Source organism: Vasconcelosia minhoensis LEGE 07310, from assembly GCF_015207255.1.
In the GTDB taxonomy this organism is placed as follows: Bacteria; Cyanobacteriota; Cyanobacteriia; order Phormidesmidales; family Phormidesmidaceae; genus Vasconcelosia; species Vasconcelosia minhoensis.
Genome location: NZ_JADEXG010000050.1, coordinates 20,597 through 40,360 on the forward strand (window position 1 = coordinate 20,597; position 19,764 = coordinate 40,360).

Here is a 19,764-nt window from a genome sequence, read left to right on the forward strand (position 1 = left end):
TTCCTACGCCGTTTCACCCAGCGGACCATCATCTACATCTAAGCTAAGGTCAATGTCCATTTCCGCGATCGCTTCGTCTAAGTAGGGCGAATTGGGATCTGTTCCTACCGGCATCTCCACCGGCGTCAGCTCAGGCTCAGGGGTGGAAAAAGGTCTATAGACGATCGTGGGTAGCCCTGCCCCCTGCAGTCCCTGCACAATCCGCTTGGGCGTATCGGCAAAGACGGCAAAGAGCGGATAGCGCTGATCGGCCCCCGTTGGCAGCAAATGCCGGTGAGACAGCGGCATAATCCATTCATAGCCCTGCTCCAGGCAGACCTGAGCCTGCCGCCAGCGAGCCAGCAGGGTGGAAAAATCTTCCTCGGGCCGGCAGATAAACAGAAAAATTTCGGTTTCGGTTTTAATCTTCCATTCCGGATCGCACATGATAAAAGCAACGTCGCAGGGCAGCGGCAGCACTTTGCGAATGCCGCTGGCTAGCCCGGGAACCGCTGATATCGCTTCGAAGCTGCGAATATTGGGCAGGGGAATCGAAATGATACTTTCCTGAGGTCGCCGCATACTCGGCAGCGTTTCTAGATAGGGCCGATACTGCTGGAGTAGCCTAATTGCGCCCTGGTGCTGGCAGCAGGCGGCGAGCAGCGCTTCGTAGTGAATCTGACTGGTCGCCATAGCGGGAGTAGCTGAGAACGTCCGAAAAAAGCTGTCCGCATTCTAGCTAAAACCCGGCTCAAAACTTTGCGTGTTTTCCCGTGAATCAGGCTAGCAGTTCCAAGCCGAACGTCCAGTTCGCGATCGCGCTTGCCCTCATTATCCTCCTCAGCGCCCGGTAAACCTTCGTCGGGCAAACTATTGCAAACCCTGTTAGGCAATGCCCGGCCCCAGCTCAAGGTGCACATTCAGGCGGCGCTCAACGTAGGCTGCAGCCGCGAAGAGATTGTCGAAGTGGTGATGCAAATGGCCGTCTAGAATCAGCTACATTAGTAAATGCCCGATTTGTGGACAAATTTTATCAACTTCCCTCTATTGATATCTAGGTAAAATAGGAATTATCATCTGAACCTAGCGCATTAGAGGTAAGCCCAGTATGGTACAAACACCGTCCAAAATACTAACGCTGTCTGAATTTTTGCAGCTGCCAGAGACGAAGCCTGCTAGTGAATACATGAATGGTCAAATTACTCAAAAGCCCATGCCTCAAGGGAAACACAGCAGGATTCAAGGAGGGCTTGTCTCTGCCATCAATGCTGCGGTCGAACTTAAAAAAACTGCCTGCGCGTTTCCCGAGCTACGCTGCACCTTTGTTGAGCGCTCGACCGTACCGGATATCGCCGTATTTGTATGGAATAGGATACCGAGCGATGAAAATGGAGAAATCTCGAATACGTTTTGCTTAGCGCCAGACTGGACAGTTGAGATTTTGTCTCCCGGTCAGAGTCATACAAAGGTGACGAAAAATATTCTTCACTGTCTGAAGCATGGAACACAAATGGGTTGGCTAATCGACCCATTCGAGAAAACTGTGTTTGCCTATCGTTTAAAGCGAGAAACAGAGGTATTTGATGAACCAGATTCAGCACTTCCTATCCCTTCGTTTATGGAAGATTTTCAGCTGACTATCAAGGACTTGTTTGCCTGGTTGCAGAAATAAGTGAATAAACCTGATTACGTCTGTATGCAGTTAATGAGAGCGTGCTTGCCCATCATGAAGCAGGAATAGAGCCGCCCCCAGACGCTGGAAGTCATTGGCACAGCTGCTCTCGGTCTTTCCTATACCTCCGTATAGTTTCAGCATAATTTCAGCGAACCGTCAGTTCAACGATCAGATCTGGTAACTTTAGCAGGGTATCGCGGTGAAAGTCCATTGCGATCAAAGGGCTTTTTGTGCCCTATTATACTGAACTCATTTGAAACCTAAAAGAGCCAATGAAACTGACCATGAGAATGCGGGCTGGGCGGCTGGTGCGGGGGGTAATACTATTCGCGATTGCGCTTGCCCTCGCCCTCAGTCCGCTCTATCTTCACCGTCCAGCTGCCGCTCAGATTTCCTTGAGCGGCGGCAGCAATAGCGCTCAGGCCGTCGTCAACTGGGTTTATTTGGATGGATACAAAGTTTTTCAAGTCGCAGCGCCACAGGCGGCGGTTGGCAGTCGGGTTAGGCGAGTCGAGAAAAACTTTAAGCAGATCCGAGACGAGTATCTGCAAGCGGATAGCCCCGATATTCGCTTTACAACTGAGCCTATGGGACGAGACGACCTGCCAGCAGTTTTTATCAATAGCAGCTACCTATTCACCCTGACCGAAGCTGACGCCAGGATGCAAGGCACATTGCCCTGGTCGCTGGTGGAGGACTTGCAGCAGTCCATTCCCAATGCCCTCAGACAAGCCTGGCAGCAGCGGCAGCCCGAGTATCTACGGCGCCAGGGTATCATTGCGGGCGCGATCGCGCTAGCGGCAGCGGTCATGGTTGCCATCATTGAGTATGGCCAGCGGCAATCGCCAGGCCGCTATGGCCTAGTGGGCTGGCTGCTGCGGATCAGTCCTAGGGAGTTAGACGATCGGCAGCGAGAGCATTTGCGAGAGGCGCAGCAGCGCAGTCTACAGCTTCTGCAGCTGCTCATTATCGCAGGTGCCAGCCTGCTAATTCTGTGGCTGTTCCCCATGACTCGGCCCTTTTGCCTCAAAGCAATCAACGGGTTAAAAATTCCCTTTGTGATTTTGGTGCTATTGATTGTTGCCTATGTCGGCGCTCGTCTCAGCTTTGCGTTCATCGAAAATCTCTCCTCAGGACTGGTAAACGAAAGCCTATCGGCAATCCAAAACTCTCGCCGTACGGAGCTGCGTGTCTCTACCATTACCAGCGTGCTCAAAAATGTTGCGACTTTTGTTTGGATTGTCATCGGACTGCTGGTGGCACTGGCCCTAGTCGGGATTAACCTGGGCCTGCTCATTGCCAGCTTTAGCGTGATTGGTCTAGCCCTATCGCTGATCTTTCGCAATCTGGTCACAGGCGCAGTCAACAGCTTTTTCATTATTCTGGAAGACCAGTATGCGATTGGCGATGTGATTGCGCTGGAGGACGTGGCCGGAGGACTGAGCGGCCTAGTCGAGAATCTCAATCTGCGGATTACCCAGCTTCGGGATGCTTCTGGACGGCTGATTACGGTGCCGATGAGTCAGATTTCTGCGGTTGCCAATTTCTCTCATGAGTGGGCCAGGGCCGATCTCAAGATTCCAATTCCCTATCACTCTGATGTGAACAAGGCGCTAGAGATCGTTCGCTCGACTGCCGAAGAGATGTACCGTGATGCTGAATGGCAGTCGCTGATCTTAGAACCAGTTGAGGTTTTGGGCATTGAGGATTTTGGCGATCGCGGCCCGGTGGTGCGGGTCTGGATCAAAACGCAGCCGATCAAACAGTGGGATGTCTCTAGAGAATTCCACCGCCGCCTGAAGCTGGCCTTCGACGCCGCTGAAATAACGGTTCCCGCCCAGCAGCAGGAGATCTGGGTGCGGCCTGCCACCGATATGCAGTTTCAGCTAGACGGTCTGACTGACAATAGCGATAGCAATGGAGACAGTCGCGGTCAGGAAACCGCCACCATTGGCGCAACGCCCGAAGCTGGGAAGCAGGACAGTCAGGACGAGGGCGAAATTGCGGCTGAGGCAGCCGAGGGGGATTAGCCCGCCACTGGACAACGCCTGCGGTCTGAGCTGCTGGACACCCCCTGGACAACCCCCAGCAACGATCGGGAAAAGTATTGGCAGTTAGCCCCAGCAGCAGCCTGGACCGTGGCCCAAATTGGTCAATCAGAACCTGAAACATAGATTGCTGCGGTGCACGACTATGATTTTTTGGAAAGCAGGTCTTCACGATACTGCTTTGGCACCAGGTAGAGGAACAAAAACCACCAGACCATCACGAATAGAAATACCGGCGTTACCAGCCACAGCCGATGGGTCAGGAGCCAAACTGCCGCTGGCATGGCGATGCCCGTCAGCACAATAGACCAGGGCTGACACCACCAGGGCTTGAGCTGCCAAAGCGAGTCGGGTGGAGGAGTTGAATCGGTCATGATGCAAAGTCTGTATGCGATTAAGGAGCCATCGTATCGGCCAGAGGAATCCAGCCCCCTCTGTTTTAGCAAATAGCGGACACCTAATCGGCACTCGGACGAGCTGCGGCCACTTTGGGTCAGTATCGGCCAGCTTTTGCACCCAGACGTTGGTTTCCTTCACCGCGTAGACCATGCCCAGGGTCGGCATCCCCACCACTACTTCGGGCTGCCAGTCGCGCACCCTATCGGCCATAAAGGTGGTCAGCCGGTCTTGGACATTCTACAGACATTGGCAAATCCAATCTGTAGGCATCGCTAGTTTTTGCAGGCTTTACGACAACCACTAGCAGCCCTAGAAGCTAGACGACACAAAATCTAATACGCATAAAGTTGCCCAGCCAATGTTCTGCAAAATGAATAATACTATTATGGTATTACCCCTGCGATGTCAAAATTGGCGATTTGGAGGATAGATACTATGCGGGTAACGACGAAGGGGCAGGTTACCATCCCTAGAAAAATCAGGGAGGTTTTAGGAATCACGCCTGAGACTGAGGTTGATTTCGTAGAGGAGAACGGTAGGTTTTATATTGTCAAAACGAGCCAACCAGCGTTTACCAGCAAGTTCAAAAAGCTTAGAGGCATCGCCACTACAGCCATGTCTACTGACGAAATCATGAGCCTGACCAGAGAACGGGTGTGAATGGCGTTTTCATTGACTCCTGCGTGCTGCTAGATCTGTTTACTGCCGATCCGAACTGGGCAGACTGGTCAGAAGATGTGCTGGAACGCTATAGCCAAACCAATACCTTGTACATCAACTCGATTGTCTATGCCGAAGTCTCCATTGGCTTTGGCAGGATAGAGGATGTAGAAAACGCGATCGCCCAGATGGATATTAAAGTGATAGAAATCCCTCGTGAGGCGCTGTTTTTAGCGGGAAAAGTTTTTCTCAAGTATCGAGAAAACAAAGGTACCAAACGTTCGCCGCTACCTGACTTCTTTATTGGTTCCCATGTATCAGTCTCAGATTTTGCCCTGGTGACTAGAGACCCTAAGCCCTACAGGACTTATTTTCCAAAGGCCAAGCTAATCTGTCCTGGGCTTTAGAGTGACCGATCTGTCCGCCCATGGTTGAACGCTAGGGCAGCGTGGGTAAACCGCCGCAGGTGCTGGACATTCAAGCTGAGGAGTTGGGTCTGAATCTATTAGGAATCGAAGTCAGCCTGGTTTAGAAGCGCCCATACGGGGTATTTTGACTGGGTGTAGTTAGATGCGGACCATCGCTTTGATGCAGCGCCTAGCTGCCTAAATTGAGTTGCCAGCGGAACTTGCATGGAACAGAGTCAGCTGAACTGGATCGCAAACTTCATCTGGGGGATAGCGGACGATGTCCTCCGTGACCTCTATGTCCGGGGCAAGTATCGCGACGTCATTTTGCCGATGACGGTGCTGCGCCGTCTGGATGCTGAGCTAGAGGCGACGAAGCAGGCGGTGCTGGAAATGAAGGCGACGCTAGACTGGCAGGCAGTGGGCTTCTGGGCGCGACCAACCCGTGTAGTCTCTCGCTAGAACAATCGGGGGCTGCCTCGGAATCTGCTCACAGTAGAGGTGCATTATGCGCTGCCGTTGGGGCCGACTATCTTGAAGGGACTCATACAGGTTTGGCCAGCGACGGCGAAACAGGGGCGATTGGGAGAGTTCGGCGAAGCTGTAGGCATGACGGGTCAATTCTGCCTTTCGATTCAATAAATGTATTCCGAAAGTTCCTACATTTTTTCTGTAAGCATAGATACCGTTAATGCGTATGCATCAGCAGTTCATAAAAGAGAATTCTTAAGATAGAAAATAAGAGCTTAAGAGAGAAAAGGGAGCAAAGAAGTAATCCCTGCACACCTGCCGCCTGCAAAGTATTCTTTAGGGACAGACCAGAGCTATGAGTCTAGCAGCATATCATATCGGATTTGAGACTTTAGACCAGGAAGTAACAGATGTAGACCTGAAGCTTCAGGGCACTCTACCAGACTGGCTGACAGGCAATCTGCTGCGAACTGGCCCTGCAAAGTTTGAGGTGGGCGAGCAAGCTTACCGGCACTGGTTCGATGGGCTGGCAATGCTTCATCGATTTTCATTTGAATCTGGCAAAATTCGCTATACCAATCGTTTCTTGCAGAGTGGCAGCTATCAGGATGCGATGGAAACGGGGCAGATTCACAGCGGTGAATTTGGTACGGTGCCTCAGCGATCGCTCCTTACCCGCCTGCTGACAATGCTGGTTGATCGACCTTTAACAGACAATGGAAATGTCAACGTGACGGCGATCGCCAACCAGACCGTCGCCGTCACCGAAGCACCTGCGCCAGTTGCCTTTGACCCTACCACCTTAGAGACCCTCGGCAGATTTGAATATGCCGACGACCTGGCTGGACAATCAACCACTGCCCATCCCCATTTTGACCCTAAGCGCCAGCAAATTATCAGCTATCAGGTTCAGTTTGGTCGCGATAGTGCCTACGCCTTTTACACGATTGAGACAGCGGAAAAACAGAGATCCTTACTGGCAAAAGTTCCAGTTGACAAGCCTGCCTACACCCACAGCTTTCCTATCAGCGAGCGATACATTGTTTTCATAGAGTGTCCCTTGGTCGTCGACCCGCTCAGGCTAGCGACGATGCGCTTTCATCAAACGCCCTTTATCGAAAACTACCAGTGGCGTCCAGAGCGAGGCACGCGCTTTCACATTATTGACCGAGAAAGGGGTGAGCGAGTGAATACCTGCGAAGGGGATCCCTTTTTTGCATTTCACTATGTCAACGCCTTTGAACAAAACGGTCATATCGTTGTAGATGCATCCAGCTATCCAGATGCGACCATTATTGATGACTTTTATTTGGATAATCTTCGCTCCGATACCGGAACCCTACAAAAGGGTCAGCTCACTCGCTACCGCGTACCGCTTCAAGGAAAATCCGTCGTCAGCGCTGAATCGCTTGCCGACGTACAAATGGAGTTTCCACGCATTCACTACGAGCGCTGCAATGCTCAGCCCTATCAGTTTGCCTATGGCGGTGATAATCAGCAGCCCGATGGCTTTATCGATCAGCTCGCCAAAGTAAATGTAAACACGGGCGACACAAAGCTGTGGCGGCAGCAGGACTGCTATCCGGGTGAACCGGTTTTTGTCGCCGCTCCCGGCGGAGTAACAGAAGACGAAGGGGTGATTCTTTCGCTGGTATTAGATGCGAGCAGGCGTCAAACATTTCTACTGGTACTAAACGCTCAGTCGTTTGAAGAAATAGGCCGAGCTAAAGTGCCCCATATCATCCCCTTCAACTTTCACGGACAGTTCATCAGCGATGCGGCTCCTAACCAGGCGTACCATTGAGCTCACACCTTAACTTGAAGTAAACATCCTTCAGCTTTACTCAATTTATCATCAAGTGGAGAAAAGAAGATGCGACAGTTATCACCCGCGAACTGGCAAAGATTTTCAGCGCTTGCTGGATTGCTACTACTAGTCAGCCTATTTCTATATTTGCGCCTGCCTGCGTCTAGCTGGGCGATGGAAAGCCGCAGCGGCGAGCAAGTAACGATCGCTCAAAACGAAGTGATCGAGGATGACTTGTACGTATCTGGAGCTGTGGTGACAATTGATGGTACGGTGCGAGGAGATGTAATTGGGGCAGGTCGCCAGATTACCGTGAACGGGACTGTCGAGGGTGATTTGACTGCTGCCGGTCGGACGATTGTAATCGACGGTACGATTGACGACGATGTGCGCATAGCAGGGCAGGTCTTGCAGTTAGGTGAGAATGCTCAGATTGGCGATGACGTGGTGGCAGCGGGCGCAAGTTTGGAGAGCATGGCGGGTAGCGCGATCTCTGGCGATTTATCATTTAGGGGGGCACAAGCGCTATTAGCTGGCACCGTACAGCAGGACTTTAGGGGGGCAATGGCGGCTTTAGAACTGCAAGGAACCGTTGACGGAAATGCCAGTGTTGACGTCGGCGGGGAAGGTGATCGCCCCCAAGTCGCGCTGCGGGTTGATCTGCCTTTCCTCTCTCCGCCGCCTGTGGCAGTGCCCGCTGTTGCAGGGGGTCTGACGGTCACCGACTCAGCCCAGATAGCGGGCACGCTCAACTATCGATCTCGCAGCGAAGCCGAGATCGCACCGGACGCCCAAATCGCAGGCGGTGCAAATCGCGAAATAGTCGAATCAGCTACGCCTCGATCGGCCTTGATTGTGTGGGACCTCGTACAGCGCTGGATAACGCTGCTGTTGGTAGGGGTGCTGATATTCTGGGTGGCCCCGGGCTGGATGAATCGCTTAACGACGACTGTTCAAGCTAAGCCGCTGGCCAGCCTGGGTTGGGGGATTGCAGGCTTGCTCATCGTGGGGGTGCTAGCGATCGCCATCCCGGCAGTCACCATTCTCCTAACCGCTCTCCTAGGTCCCTTCCTATGGAATTTAGGCATCTTGATTTTGGGCGTCGGCCTCCTGACAAATATCTTGTTAGTCGTAAGCTTCTTGCTGTTTATCGGGTATGTGCCTGCAATCATTCTCAGTTCTGCAACAGGACAACGGCTACTGTATGCCACTCGGAGCGACCAACGATCAAAGCGGATTGCACCGCTTGCTGTAGGACTGCTCTTTTTTGTTCTATTGACGGCTATCCCCATACTGGGTAATTTTATCTATTCAGCTGTTGTTGTTCTAGGCGTAGGAGCCCTTTTAATTTGGGGGCGGACAGGATCAAAGCCGACTGCGATCGCCTAATAGCAGCATAGGAATCACGTCATGCGAGCTGTTTTGTGAATGTAGAAATACTTTACGGCTGGGGATTCGGCGATTTCTTCGGCCCGGCGAACGACACGGGCCTTAAGAGTGCGCACGGTGAAGAACAACCTGATTACTGAGCGAGGGGGAAAATGGTGTACTTGCTGGCGGCGAACTGATACCAGCCGAGAAGGTAATCAATAAATGTGTGTTATTTAACTTTAGCTCTCTTGCTGATATTGAACTGATGTTTAGGATCGGGAGCATTGTGAGTCGACTATGCTAGATAACAAAATTGCCAATCTGTTTCAGATGGATAGCGCTACATGGGCGCGCCATGCCAACCCCTGGAGCGTGTTTACCCGCACCTCGGTGTTGCCGCTGCTGATTGTAGCGGTGTGGAGTCGAGTCTGGATTGGCGGGTGGTCCGTGGTGCTGGTCATCGTTGCCCTGGTTTGGAACTGGGTCAACCCGCGCCTGTTTCCCAAACCAAAATCGACGAATAATTGGGCGTCTAGGGCCGTTCTGGGCGAACGGGTTTGGATTAATCGCGATACTGTGCCTATCCCAAAACATCATCGCCAGTTTCCGAACCTGCTAAATGCGATCGCATTTCTCGGCCTCCTGCTGGTCATCTGGGGGCTGATCGTCCTATCGGTCTGGCCTACATTGATGGGCTTTGTGCTGACTCTGGTTGGCAAGTTCTGGTTCCTAGACCGCATGGTGTGGCTGTATAGCGACATGCAAGATGCCACCCCTGACTACCGGAGCTGGCTGTACTAATGTCGAGCCATTCTCCGGTTTCTTGTCACAGTTCTGCCAAGCAGCTAGCCTTCTAGGCAATGCCATCCATCTCACCGGTCAGATCTGCTACGACCTGGACGGTCCAGATGCAGCACAGCGCCCTCAGCAGTTTGCCGCCGATTTTGCCGTGACCCGCTATCAAGCCAGTGGTGAACTTGATCGCAGCTTTGGTGACAATGGCATTGTTCCGCTCACGTCTGATCTCAACCAAAGCCATGCGATCGCCGCTCAGGGAGACACTATTTGGGTCGGCGGTAATACCGTTCAGCAGTAGCAATTTTGGTAACGAGGACCACCATTGTCTTTGTTGCCGCTAAGTTGAAGCTGTTTCGACATGAAAACCGCACGCTATGATCATTCGCCTCACCCCATTACTGCTGGGGGCAACCCTGTTACTATCCTGCACGGTGCCTCCAGAATCAGCCTCGTCCCCTGCGCCCGATTCTCCCCCTGCGGCTAGGCCTGAAGAGCCCCTCAACGAGCCCCTGCCAGAGACGATTCGCGATCGCGTTAAAGCCGACCTGTCCGGTCAGTTAGGCATCCCCGCGGAGCAGCTCACGATTAGTCAGTACAGTCGGGAAACCTTTTCCGATGGCTGTCTGGGATTAGGCGGACCGGCTGAAGCTTGCTTGGCCGCTCTGACCGAGGGCTGGCAAATCGAGGTGGTGAATCCCCAAACCGGCCAGCGCTATGTCCATCGCAGCGATCTTACTGGCGATCAAATCCGACAGGCAGAGGCCGAGCCAAGCCTGCCAGCATCGGTTCGCGATCGCATCTTTGGAGCAGCTGAAAGCGACGGGCTCAGTCCATCCCGCAGCCTGGGAATCATCGACGCCGAGCCCCAAACCTGGAACGGCTGCTACGGACTGGCGACGGCAGATGAACTTTGCACAGAGGTGGCAATTTCGGGCTGGCGAGCCGTCATTAGCGATGGGGAACAGTACTGGATTTACCATAGCGACAGCACAGGCGAAACCGTCCGCCTCAACGCAACAGCCAGCGGGGGCACTGCCGTCCCCACCTTTATTTCTCGGGGCGCTCCGCAAGCCCTCGGCGATGAAACCAGCGTTCAGAGCACCCTTCGCCACGACACTGGCGTGATAGAAACCGCCATGCTAGAAGCTGATGGTCGCCTCTTCCAGATCCGCTCTCGCGACGGCGAGGTCCTAGATCGCACGATTACACCGGTGGGACAGTCTCGGGCGGAAGCGATATGGCAGCGGCTGGAGCAGGCCAATTTTGCTCATTTCGATGGCATCCGCTATCAGCCTAGTGATGCCGATGCTCCCACCGTGAGGCTGATGGCTCGCAGCGGCATTGTTGAATATCCCGCAGCCAGCACCGACGGTCTGCCCGCCGACCTGCAAGCCGTGATTCAGCAGTGGAGGGCGTTGCAGTAGCGGTCTTGTCTCGCAACGCTATTCGCAGTTCGGAGCATTTCTTAAAGAAACGGATAGTTCAATCTCAATATGTTCAGATCAGCCCTTGCCTTAACCATCAGTGCCGGATTCGCAGTGCCGCTAACCCTAGCCGCAGCAGCCGATCAGTCCGTGCAGGACAGCCAAATGCCTTCTATTGCGTCGATTCCCGCTGAGGCTAAATCCGATGGGAACAGCTGGCAATTACTGACGGAAATTCCCGGTGATCGCCAGCCCGTTGCCTTTGGTGATGGGGGGCGGCGCTTACTGACACTCAACCCAGACATGCTTCAGGTTTGGCAGACCCACTCTGGGAAGGCGATCGCTGAAATCGTCACTGATGGCGACACCCGCTTCATTGATGCTGCCCTCAGCCCAGATGGTAACCGAGCTGCGGCCATTGTCCAGACCCTATCGACCCAGACGCTTCAGCTCCAGATTTGGCATGTGGAAACGGGCGCGGTCATCCGCCAGCGTCCCCAGACACTGGCTCATTCACTTGGGGAAGAGGCGTTTCCGGTTGGGTCGTCGCTCAATCAGCTAGCGTTTGCTCCAGATGGCAACCTGGTCAGTCAGGTGGTACTGGCGGCTGATGCTGAAACGGCTCCGGCTGAGGTAAGGCTGCGACGGCACAATGGCGAGACGGGGCAGGTGTTGCAGTCCTTGGAAACAGGTCCCGATACGGCTGTACGGCAATTTACTTTTAGCCTTGATGGAACTTTGCTGGCAGGTGTTAGCACGATGAGCACTGGGCCAGAATCAGCGGTTCGTCAGGTCGTCGATATCTGGCGGCTGACCAACGGTACTCACCTGATGCGGCTAGAGCCCCTGGAAGATAACCGCTGGAGTCTGGTCGATATCGTGTTCAATCCGGCGGGCAGTCTGGAGGTCTTGAGCCAGTGGCTCTACGATGTGCGGCTAGATACCTGGGATGTGACCACCGGGAAACGCCTACAGCGTCGCACCCGCATTTCCGATATTGATCGCCAAGACCGCTTCGGACGCTTGAGCCCCGACGGTACGCACTACTTCGTTCGCAGCGATGTCGCCGGTACGCGCCTGATTAACCTCGACCATCAAACGGTTCAAACTCTGCCCATTTATGCAGAAACAGCCCTGTTCGATCGACAGGGGCATAGGCTAGCGATCGCCACCCAAACCGACATTCACCTATATATGCTCAAGCCATCGGATCCCTTGGCGGCTGAAAAAAGTATTCAGTTAGATTAACGGCTTTGCCGTTGCGGATCTTAGCTACCACCACGCCGCGATCGCGCTCAGCCCGACCGCCAAACGTTGCGCTCCACTCAACGGCCACCTCGTTGTTAGCAGTCAGTGCCAAGGGATTGCTGACAAAAATGTTTTCTGCTGTAAAGTGAGCCTGAGGAAATCGCTCGTAAAACCGTTCAAACCATTTCCGAATCTTCGCCTTGCCCCGATGGGTGCCGCCCCAGGGCGGTTCACCTGGGAAGGTCAAGGCAGCATCATCGGTCCAGGCCGCCAAAAACTGGTCAATGTCGCCCCGGGCGCGGGCGGCAAACTGCGCTTTAGCTCGCTGCTTTGCAATTAGTGCACCAATCATGTTGCCTCGTTGAAGTAGTCATTCGCCAAGGTCGCCAATTAAGACGGAGACTCAGGGCGATCGCCGAGCCGACGGCGATATCGTCCCGCCAAATACAACCCAGTCGAAAATAGTCCGACGCCGAACAGGCCCAGGGAAAAGAGACCAACCGAAAAAATGCCGACAGAAAAGATGCCGACGGAAAACATTCCTGAGGCAAACACGCCCATCGCGAAGTCGCCCGCCGCAAAGTAGCTTTTGGCAAACTGCCCCGCCTCGAACGGATCGGCGATCGCGAACAGGCCAATGAGCGCCAAAACGACACCGACCCCTAAGCCGATATATTTTTCCACTGAATTCATGGGAACACCTACTCGAACTCAACGGGCATATGAGGAAGCGGCGCTGAAGAGTAGCTGAGAAATACACCCACGTTCCAATGCCTCTTAGTTAGAGATTATCTCAGTCGCCTCGTCGAAACGTCTCTCAATCGGAGCAGATTTTCTGCGTCTCCTCCCTGAGACAGAGCCTCAATCTGATTTTCTCCTTCAATTTACCAAACTTATCATTACCTCTGGGGCTCTACCACAAAGGGATTGAATATCGGAATCCCTGCGCTCTCAAAATCGGTGACGTTGCGAGTAACCACACACAGGTCATGGAGGCGCGCGATCGCGGCAATAAACAAGTCTGGCTGACCAAAGGTATAGCCCTGCTTCCGACCAACTTCCACCAGCTGACGCCAAACTAAAATCACATCTTCGTCTACTGGCAAAATGCGCTCCGTGAACCAGGGTCGTAATGTGCTATTTAGCCATTCATTCAATTCTTTCTGAAAGGCATCATCGTTCTTAATCTGCTCAAGTTCAAAGCGGATTTCTGCCAGCGTCACCGTGCTGAGGTAAAACGACTGCGGCTGCTGGCTATCCGCCCACTGCTTGACAGCAGGGTGACAGTTAGGCTTGCGCAGTTCAGAGATAATATTCGTGTCGAGCAGCCAACCCTTCACAGATCTATATTTCTAACTGGAGCCTGAACGCTCGACTGTTCAAAATCCAGACGGCTTAGCGGAGACTGGGACAGCAAGGCATGAAGGCTGGGCTGTTCCAGCAGGGGAAGCAGTTTAGCAAAGGCTTCAGCCGACAGGATGACGACCGCATCTTTCCCCCGAACGGTCACACGCTGGGGTTCACTGTCTCGGGCCAGACGCACCACTTTGCTGAAGCGAGCTTTCGCCTCCTCCAGCTTCCAACTCTGCAAGCCTTTAATTTCGGAAGATTGCGAATCATGTGACGGATAGGAAAAGGAAGCCATCTATAAAACCTGACTAGTACTGGTCAGATTCTAGCTCAAACATCCGTAGGTTAGCCGGTGCTGGTCCTCAGTATTGCAGCTAAAACTAGGCGATCGCGTTGCTCCTTAACCATCTGCTAGAACTGCTGACTTTGAGCTAATATGATTTTACGATGGGCAACCAAATGGTGTAACCAGCCATGCAGCGCGAAAGTATTACGATTCGGTTTCCGTCTGATTTACTGGCTCAGGCTAAGTCCTTAAAGGGTGGCACAGAATCCTTCAATGATTTAGTCGTCCAAGCCCTCGACCAGGAAGTTCGCCGTCGTCAGGCATTTGCGGCCCATAAGCGAATTCAGATGAGACGACAGACCGTCTTAAAGCGTACAGGAGTGCAGACGGATTCTGCCGAATTGGTTCGCGAACTGCGTGTTGAAGACGATCCTAGTGCCTAGAGTACTTTGTCTCGATTCCAGCGTAATCGTTCCCTACCTGGTACCAGAAGACAATTCACAGAAGGCTGAAGCACTTATTCAAGAAGCGATTTTGACTTCAATTAGGATAGTGGTTCCCTGTTTTGCCTGGGCAGAAGTTGGATCGGTATTGCTTAAGAAGGTGCGCCAGAAACTGCTTACCAGCGAGGAGTCTCAGGCGTGTTTTGAAGATTTTCAGATGCTTCCGCTAGAGTTTATCGATCGTTCGAGCTTGAGAAACAGGGCTTGGGCGATCGCGGCTGAGCATCATCTGCCTACTTTGTACGATGCAGCTTTCCTGGCCTGTGCGGAACTGTGCGGTGCTGAGTTTTGGACAGCGGATCAGGTGCTGATTAAGGGACTATCGCCTTGCCCTACCTATGTTTGTTCCCTTCTTCAATATCGCGCTTGACCTAGCCTATGCCGCTCTCAGCAGTTACACGCAGGATCTGTAAAAACTGAGACATCAGGCGGCTCAAAAATCCGGTTAGAGCGAGCCGCATTGGCTATGGCGGGTAAACAATGCCGAACTCACTCAGGTCTATCACTGTCGCTGACCCAGGATACGGCTGGGCTAATTGCTCGCACGGTGGAGGATGCGGCGATTTTGTTGGGAGCGTTGACTGGGATAGACCCGAGAGAGCTAGCGACTGCGGCGAGTGCCCCCGGACAGTATGCCCGCGATCGCGGGCGATCGAGTCACCGTTCCTGATCCCAGCAATACAGTTCCGCTTGTCGCCTCAGAAAAAATAACTATCACAGTCGTCGGACTGCGCTGCTAGCTGATCTATTATTCTAATTCCAGGGTCTGAACTGAAGGGCCTTGACTTTTCAGTTTGCACCGGCATATCCCCGCTTTTACATGGCCAATCAGGAACCGCAGCTTTTTTATCCGCCTAAGCAGATTCCCTTGCTCGTCAGGCTGGTGCAGAGTATTACCTATCCGCTGGCGCGAAAGCTCTATCATTTTGACTTGACCGTTTCTGAAACTGCGGTTGCTAAGGTCAAGGCCATTGATGAATCGCGCCTGGTCTATATTTGCAATCACCCTACCCTGGAAGATGGAATTGCCCTCTTTGCCCTATCTGCTCGGGTGGGGCAGCTTTTTCACTACATCGTGGCGCACGAGTCCTTTGGCGGGTTGTTGGGCGGCTTCATCCAGCGGATGGGCTGCTATTCTATCCGGCGGGGGCTGGGCGATCGCGCCAGCATTGCCGAGACGCTGAGCCTGCTGAAGCAGCCGCGCTGTCGGCTGGTGATTTTTCCAGAAGGGGGCTGCTCCTACCAAAATGATACCGTCATGCCCTTCCGTACGGGGGCGATTCAGATGCCGCTACAGGTGATGGCGAGTCTGGCCAAAAAAGAGGACGAAGCGGATCTCTACATCGTGCCGCTGAGCCTCAAATATCGCTATAGCCAGCCGATGGAGCGGGTCATAGAAGAAACGCTCAGCCGCCTAGAGGCCAAGCTGGATTTGAGCCCCGATACCGCTGAGTTCTATCCCCGGCTGCGGGCCGTTGCCCAAGTCGTCCTACAGCAGGTTGAGCAGGAAGCGGGGCTGATTCCCTGTGCCGAGCAGGATTGGAATCATCGGATTGATCGGCTTCGCAACTATTTTATTACCACCTGCGAAAGTAAACTGGGGCTCAAGCCAAATCCGAACTTACCCATTCGCGAGCGGGTTTACAAAATTCAGTCCCTGCTGGAAACCGCAGAGTATCAGGACAAGTATGAAGCCGTCCACTGGATTACCATGCGACTGCTCAACTTCGACGCTATCTACGATGGCTATGTGGCCGAAGCGCCGACGCCAGAGCGATTTCTCGATACGCTCATTCGGCTAGAGCGAGAGGTCTTTCAGATTGAGCATCCCCAGCCCAAAGCCCACCGCAGGGCCTGCTTTTACATCGGCGACCCAATCAATCTGAGGCATTACCTGGACGACTACGCCGCCGATCGCACCGCGACCATCGAGGCGCTGACTGAGCAGCTGCGTCAAACGATGCAAGATAATCTCAATCAGCTCTAGCCCGCTGACGCCATTGCGCGCTAGCACAGCCCTGCCCGCAGAGCTGCCGCCCAGGCTACAAGGTCTAGCCAGGCCCAAAGTCCGTAGGTGTGACCAGAGGCCGCTCGGGCAGCTGCGCGTATTCGCTGGCGATGCGACGAAACTCTTCGCCATCGATGGTTTCTTTTTCAATCAGCGTATCGACGAGCCGATCGACCAGGGGGCGATGATTTTCGAGGATTTCTACCGCTTTGGCGAGGCAGTCATCGGCGATCGCGCGCACCCGAGCGTCAATTTTTTCGGCGAGCTCGTTGGAATACTCATTCCGCGACATAAAATCGCGGCCTAAGAAAGGCTGCTGATTGTCCGTTTCCATCGCAAAGGCCCCCAGCTCTGACATACCAAAGCGGGTAACCATCTGGCGGGCAATATTCGTCACCTGCTCAATGTCATTTGCCGCCCCAGAGGTAACCTCGTCCGGGCCAAAGACGACCTGCTCAGAGGCGCGCCCGCCCAGCGACATAACCAGCCGATCCATTAGCTCAGCATAGGAGATCAGACCGTCATCGACCTGTTCCTCCTTCGGCAGGAAGCTGGCAAAGCCGCCGACGCCGCCCGAGCGGGGAATAATGGTCACCTTGTCGAGCGGATTGGCGTGTTTGAGCATTGTCGCGACTAGGGCATGGCCGACTTCATGATAGGCAATCAGCCGCTTTTTTTTGCTGTCCATCAGCGGCATCAGGCTTAGGCCCATGGTTAGCCGGTCGATGGCGTCGTTCACCTCCAGCATGGTGACGGCTTCTTTGCGCCGTCGGGCGGTGAGAATTGCGGCCTCGTTGAGCAAATTCGCTAGCTGAGCGCCAGAAAAGCCGGGAGTGCGCCGCGCGATCGCTTCAATCGACACCTCATCGGCAATCTTTTTCTCCCGGGCGTGGACCTGCAAAATGCCCAGTCGTCCCTTGTAAGTGGGCAAATCGACCATCACCTGACGGTCGAAGCGACCCGGTCGGAGCAGGGCTGAGTCGAGTACATCCGGTCGGTTCGTGGCAGCGATAATAATAATGCCGCTGTTGCCTTCGAATCCATCCATCTCGGTCAGCAGCTGGTTTAGGGTCTGCTCGCGTTCGTCATTGCCGCCGCCGATGCCCGCGCCGCGCTGCCGGCCGACCGCGTCGATTTCGTCGATAAAGACGATGCAGGGGGCATTTTCCTTGGCTTTTTTGAACAGGTCGCGGACGCGCGAAGCACCTACGCCGACAAACATTTCGACAAACTCAGAACCAGAAATTGAGAAAAAGGGCGTCCCAGCCTCACCCGAGATCGCCTTTGCCAGCAGCGTCTTACCGGTTCCTGGCGGGCCAACCAGCAGCACCCCCTTAGGAATTCGCGCCCCAATAGCGGTAAAGCGCTCGGGATTCTTCAAAAAGGTGACGACTTCCTGAAGCTCCTCTTTGGCCTCATCGATACCAGCGACATCGTCGAACATTACGTTAGTCTTTGCTTCCATCTGGAAGCGTGCTTTGGAACGGCCAAAATTCATCGCATTTCCCGATGACCCCGACGAGCGCCGCAGGATCAGCAGCAGGCCAAAGACTAAAATCATGGCCAGCAGCGCGTTGGTCGCTAGCCAAGTAAGGGCGCTATTGTCAGAGACCTCCAGCACTTCGTAGGCCACATCATTTTCATTCAGGCGCTGTAGCAGCTCTAGGTTGCGGTCATTGGTAAATAGGGTAACGTCGTGCAGCGGGTCGGATTCCTCATCTCCTTCTAGCCGAACCTTGGCCACGCCACGCACGTTGTCGAGTTCGACCGACTCAACCTGACCGCTCTCAATTTTCTGTAACAGCATGCCGTAGGTCAGGGCATCGGCCTGATCTTCTTGGGCCAGGACGGGCAGAGCAACGAGGCTCTGGAGTAAAAACCAGCCTGCGGTCAGGGCGCCAGTGGCGATCGCGCCTACCTGAGACTGAATCGGACGAGACTGCTGGCGAGCGGGCTTGATCATGCTTCGGTGACCATCTAAACAGCGAAAAAATATCTCCAAACCAGTCTAACCTTCTGAGCTGAGAACTGGCTGAAGACCCTCCGATTTCGCCCAACTTCCAAACTGACCCCGTTGCTTTAGTAGCTAGAAGTGGCTCGGGGGAAGGCTTAGAAGCAGAAACTGATCTAACTCATCATCATGTGGGGTTATGGGGCATGTGGGATTATGGAGGCATATTTGCAGCAGCTATATTTGGTCCATGGCCGCAAATCGTGCGTTTGCACCTGAAGCCCCCTGAGATTTCCCAAAGACTCTAGTTAACGTCTTCGATAGAATTGCCTTGGCTCAACTCTCTGGGATCCACGAAGAATGAGTGCTCCGACCTTTAGCATCGTTATTACGACCCACAATCGGCTGGCGCTGCTCCAGCGCGCGATCGCGTCTGCCCTGGTCCAAACCGTTCCCAGCGAAATAATCGTGGCGGACAATGCCTCCACCGACGGCACCCAAGCCTATGTCGAAAGCCTGGGCGAGCAGGTGGTCTACCGCCGCAACTCGACCAACGAGAACCATGCCGGCGCGGTCAACGCCGGGGTCGAGGTGGCCCAGGGCGATTGGGTCAAGCTGGTGGATGACGATGACTACCTGGCTCCAAACTGCGTTGAGGTGATGCAGGCCGCGATCGCGCTGCGCCCCGAGGCGGCGATCTGCTCCTGCCAGGCGGCCCAGGTGGATGCCGAAGAAACCGAGCTGAGCCGAACGCCGGTCACCGGGCCGGGTAAGATCTTCTATATTCCTCAGTCCGACATTCACTACGGCATGCTGCTAGAGGTCGTCCCCTTTGGCACCCCGATCCAGGTCGCCTTCCGGCGGTCGGCGTTTCTCCAGTCTGGCGGCTGGGATCGGTCCATGACCAGCTGCGATGACATCGACTCGTGGATTCGCATTGCTCAGCACGGCGACGCCCTGTTTATCAACGAATGTCTGGCCTACCGAACGGTCTGGCCCGGCGGCACCGATCAAAAAATTGCCCTGCAGCGCCGCCTCAATACCAACATCCTGATCAAAGAGCGGATCTACGAACGGATCAGCGAGCAGCATCGCCCCAAGCTGCCGACGCTAGCCTCCATCCGCCAGTATCTGCATCTGCACTGGATGCTCGTTGCCCTCAAGCAAAAGCAAATCTCCGCCGCGATCGCGCTAGCCTTCCCCGCCGTCTTCTCCCCCACCGCCTGGCAGCTCCTCCAGCAGGCCATAGACTTCCGAAAGCAAAAAACATCCCCCCCTATTCCCAAAAAAGTCCTCACCCCCTAACTCCTCCCCTTCTTACCCACCACCCACCACCCTCTACCCACCACCCACTCCATCACTCCCCTACCCGATCACCC

Annotated in this window: 22 protein-coding genes and 2 pseudogenes; 17 read left to right on the forward strand and 7 right to left on the reverse strand. The window is 54.1% G+C overall.

The window, feature by feature from the left end; translation table 11 throughout:
* Window positions 1–3: 3 nt before the first annotated feature.
* The gene (locus IQ241_RS18305) at window positions 4–672 is read right to left on the reverse strand and encodes a hypothetical protein (RefSeq protein WP_193909963.1); all 669 of its coding nucleotides are present in this window, start codon (window positions 670–672) and stop codon (window positions 4–6) included.
* Between the two features lie 192 nt (window positions 673–864).
* Between IQ241_RS18305 and IQ241_RS18310 the strand changes: the two are divergent.
* From IQ241_RS18310 to IQ241_RS18320, 3 genes and pseudogenes are all read left to right on the forward strand, one after another.
* Window positions 865–966: pseudogene (locus IQ241_RS18310) on the forward strand (carboxymuconolactone decarboxylase family protein); the annotation flags it as partial.
* A gap of 121 nt (window positions 967–1,087) precedes the next feature.
* The gene (locus tag IQ241_RS18315) at window positions 1,088–1,651 is read left to right on the forward strand and encodes a Uma2 family endonuclease (RefSeq protein WP_193909965.1); all 564 of its coding nucleotides are present in this window, start codon (window positions 1,088–1,090) and stop codon (window positions 1,649–1,651) included.
* A 275-nt stretch (window positions 1,652–1,926) separates the two neighbouring features.
* The gene (locus tag IQ241_RS18320) at window positions 1,927–3,684 is read left to right on the forward strand and encodes a mechanosensitive ion channel family protein (RefSeq protein WP_193909968.1); all 1,758 of its coding nucleotides are present in this window, start codon (window positions 1,927–1,929) and stop codon (window positions 3,682–3,684) included.
* 161 nt (window positions 3,685–3,845) lie between these two features.
* On the opposite strand, the gene IQ241_RS18325 is transcribed toward IQ241_RS18320, so the two are convergent.
* Entirely contained in the window at window positions 3,846–4,076 is a 231-nt protein-coding gene (locus tag IQ241_RS18325; protein ID WP_193909971.1) for a DUF6737 family protein, read from the reverse strand.
* 460 nt (window positions 4,077–4,536) lie between these two features.
* On the opposite strand from IQ241_RS18325, the gene IQ241_RS18330 reads away from it, so the two are divergent.
* The 9 genes and pseudogenes from IQ241_RS18330 (at window position 4,537) to IQ241_RS18370 (ending at window position 12,287) form a co-directional block, all read left to right on the forward strand.
* Window positions 4,537–4,761 carry an AbrB/MazE/SpoVT family DNA-binding domain-containing protein gene (locus tag IQ241_RS18330; RefSeq protein WP_193909973.1) on the forward strand — a complete coding sequence of 75 codons (225 nt, stop codon included), beginning with the start codon at window positions 4,537–4,539 and terminating at the stop codon, window positions 4,759–4,761.
* Window positions 4,758–5,168: a type II toxin-antitoxin system VapC family toxin gene (locus tag IQ241_RS18335; protein ID WP_193909975.1), complete on the forward strand. Its 411-nt coding sequence runs from the start codon at window positions 4,758–4,760 to the stop codon at window positions 5,166–5,168. The genes IQ241_RS18330 and IQ241_RS18335 overlap by 4 nt, the downstream gene beginning before the upstream one ends.
* 225 nt (window positions 5,169–5,393) lie before the next feature.
* Window positions 5,394–5,579 (forward strand): annotated as a pseudogene (locus IQ241_RS18340) (type I restriction-modification system subunit M N-terminal domain-containing protein); the annotation flags it as partial.
* A gap of 415 nt (window positions 5,580–5,994) precedes the next feature.
* Window positions 5,995–7,443, forward strand: coding sequence for a carotenoid oxygenase family protein (locus IQ241_RS18345; protein ID WP_193909977.1), 1,449 nt, complete (start codon window positions 5,995–5,997; stop codon window positions 7,441–7,443).
* A 69-nt stretch (window positions 7,444–7,512) separates the two neighbouring features.
* Window positions 7,513–8,835 carry a bactofilin family protein gene (locus IQ241_RS18350; protein ID WP_193909979.1) on the forward strand — a complete coding sequence of 441 codons (1,323 nt, stop codon included), beginning with the start codon at window positions 7,513–7,515 and terminating at the stop codon, window positions 8,833–8,835.
* 279 nt (window positions 8,836–9,114) lie between these two features.
* A complete protein-coding gene (locus IQ241_RS18355) occupies window positions 9,115–9,618 on the forward strand; it encodes a DUF6653 family protein (RefSeq protein ID WP_193909982.1) in 504 nt (167 codons plus the stop codon).
* A 22-nt stretch (window positions 9,619–9,640) separates the two neighbouring features.
* On the forward strand, window positions 9,641–9,913 hold the full coding sequence (locus IQ241_RS18360; RefSeq protein WP_193909984.1) for a hypothetical protein: 273 nt from the start codon (window positions 9,641–9,643) through the stop codon (window positions 9,911–9,913).
* 76 nt (window positions 9,914–9,989) lie between these two features.
* The gene (locus IQ241_RS18365) at window positions 9,990–11,039 is read left to right on the forward strand and encodes a hypothetical protein (protein ID WP_193909985.1); all 1,050 of its coding nucleotides are present in this window, start codon (window positions 9,990–9,992) and stop codon (window positions 11,037–11,039) included.
* 69 nt (window positions 11,040–11,108) lie between these two features.
* On the forward strand, window positions 11,109–12,287 hold the full coding sequence (locus tag IQ241_RS18370; RefSeq protein ID WP_193909987.1) for a WD40 repeat domain-containing protein: 1,179 nt from the start codon (window positions 11,109–11,111) through the stop codon (window positions 12,285–12,287).
* Here the strand turns inward: IQ241_RS18370 and IQ241_RS18375 are convergent.
* The 4 genes from IQ241_RS18375 to IQ241_RS18390 all read right to left on the reverse strand — a co-directional run bounded on the left by IQ241_RS18375 (window position 12,238) and on the right by IQ241_RS18390 (window position 13,932).
* Window positions 12,238–12,639 (reverse strand): nuclear transport factor 2 family protein, encoded by a 402-nt coding sequence (locus IQ241_RS18375; protein ID WP_193909989.1) that lies wholly within the window; start codon window positions 12,637–12,639, stop codon window positions 12,238–12,240. The two genes, IQ241_RS18370 and IQ241_RS18375, sit on opposite strands and share 50 nt — an antisense overlap.
* Window positions 12,640–12,677: 38 nt before the next feature.
* On the reverse strand, window positions 12,678–12,980 hold the full coding sequence (locus IQ241_RS18380; protein WP_193909991.1) for a hypothetical protein: 303 nt from the start codon (window positions 12,978–12,980) through the stop codon (window positions 12,678–12,680).
* A 206-nt stretch (window positions 12,981–13,186) separates the two neighbouring features.
* A complete protein-coding gene (locus IQ241_RS18385) occupies window positions 13,187–13,627 on the reverse strand; it encodes a type II toxin-antitoxin system VapC family toxin (RefSeq protein WP_193909993.1) in 441 nt (146 codons plus the stop codon).
* On the reverse strand, window positions 13,624–13,932 hold the full coding sequence (locus IQ241_RS18390) for a type II toxin-antitoxin system Phd/YefM family antitoxin (protein ID WP_193909995.1): 309 nt from the start codon (window positions 13,930–13,932) through the stop codon (window positions 13,624–13,626). The genes IQ241_RS18385 and IQ241_RS18390 overlap by 4 nt, the downstream gene beginning before the upstream one ends.
* A gap of 179 nt (window positions 13,933–14,111) precedes the next feature.
* Here IQ241_RS18390 and IQ241_RS18395 point away from each other — a divergent pair, with 179 nt between their 5' ends.
* The 4 genes from IQ241_RS18395 to IQ241_RS18410 all read left to right on the forward strand — a co-directional run bounded on the left by IQ241_RS18395 (window position 14,112) and on the right by IQ241_RS18410 (window position 16,413).
* On the forward strand, window positions 14,112–14,366 hold the full coding sequence (locus IQ241_RS18395; protein ID WP_193909997.1) for a YlcI/YnfO family protein: 255 nt from the start codon (window positions 14,112–14,114) through the stop codon (window positions 14,364–14,366).
* On the forward strand, window positions 14,359–14,796 hold the full coding sequence (locus tag IQ241_RS18400) for a type II toxin-antitoxin system VapC family toxin (RefSeq protein ID WP_193909999.1): 438 nt from the start codon (window positions 14,359–14,361) through the stop codon (window positions 14,794–14,796). Before IQ241_RS18395 ends, IQ241_RS18400 begins: the two co-directional genes overlap by 8 nt.
* Before the next feature lie 96 nt (window positions 14,797–14,892).
* Complete coding sequence (locus tag IQ241_RS18405; protein ID WP_193910012.1) at window positions 14,893–15,096, forward strand: amidase family protein; 204 nt, start codon at window positions 14,893–14,895, stop codon at window positions 15,094–15,096.
* A 111-nt stretch (window positions 15,097–15,207) separates the two neighbouring features.
* The gene (locus tag IQ241_RS18410; RefSeq protein ID WP_228021834.1) at window positions 15,208–16,413 is read left to right on the forward strand and encodes a 1-acyl-sn-glycerol-3-phosphate acyltransferase; all 1,206 of its coding nucleotides are present in this window, start codon (window positions 15,208–15,210) and stop codon (window positions 16,411–16,413) included.
* Window positions 16,414–16,477: 64 nt separating this feature from the next.
* Here IQ241_RS18410 and ftsH read toward each other — a convergent pair whose 3' ends face one another.
* On the reverse strand, window positions 16,478–18,397 hold the full coding sequence (gene ftsH, locus IQ241_RS18415) for an ATP-dependent zinc metalloprotease FtsH (protein ID WP_193910003.1): 1,920 nt from the start codon (window positions 18,395–18,397) through the stop codon (window positions 16,478–16,480).
* Window positions 18,398–18,745: 348 nt separating this feature from the next.
* Here ftsH and IQ241_RS18420 point away from each other — a divergent pair, with 348 nt between their 5' ends.
* Window positions 18,746–19,690, forward strand: coding sequence for a glycosyltransferase family 2 protein (locus tag IQ241_RS18420; RefSeq protein ID WP_193910006.1), 945 nt, complete (start codon window positions 18,746–18,748; stop codon window positions 19,688–19,690).
* The last annotated feature ends 74 nt before the right edge of the window (window positions 19,691–19,764 follow it).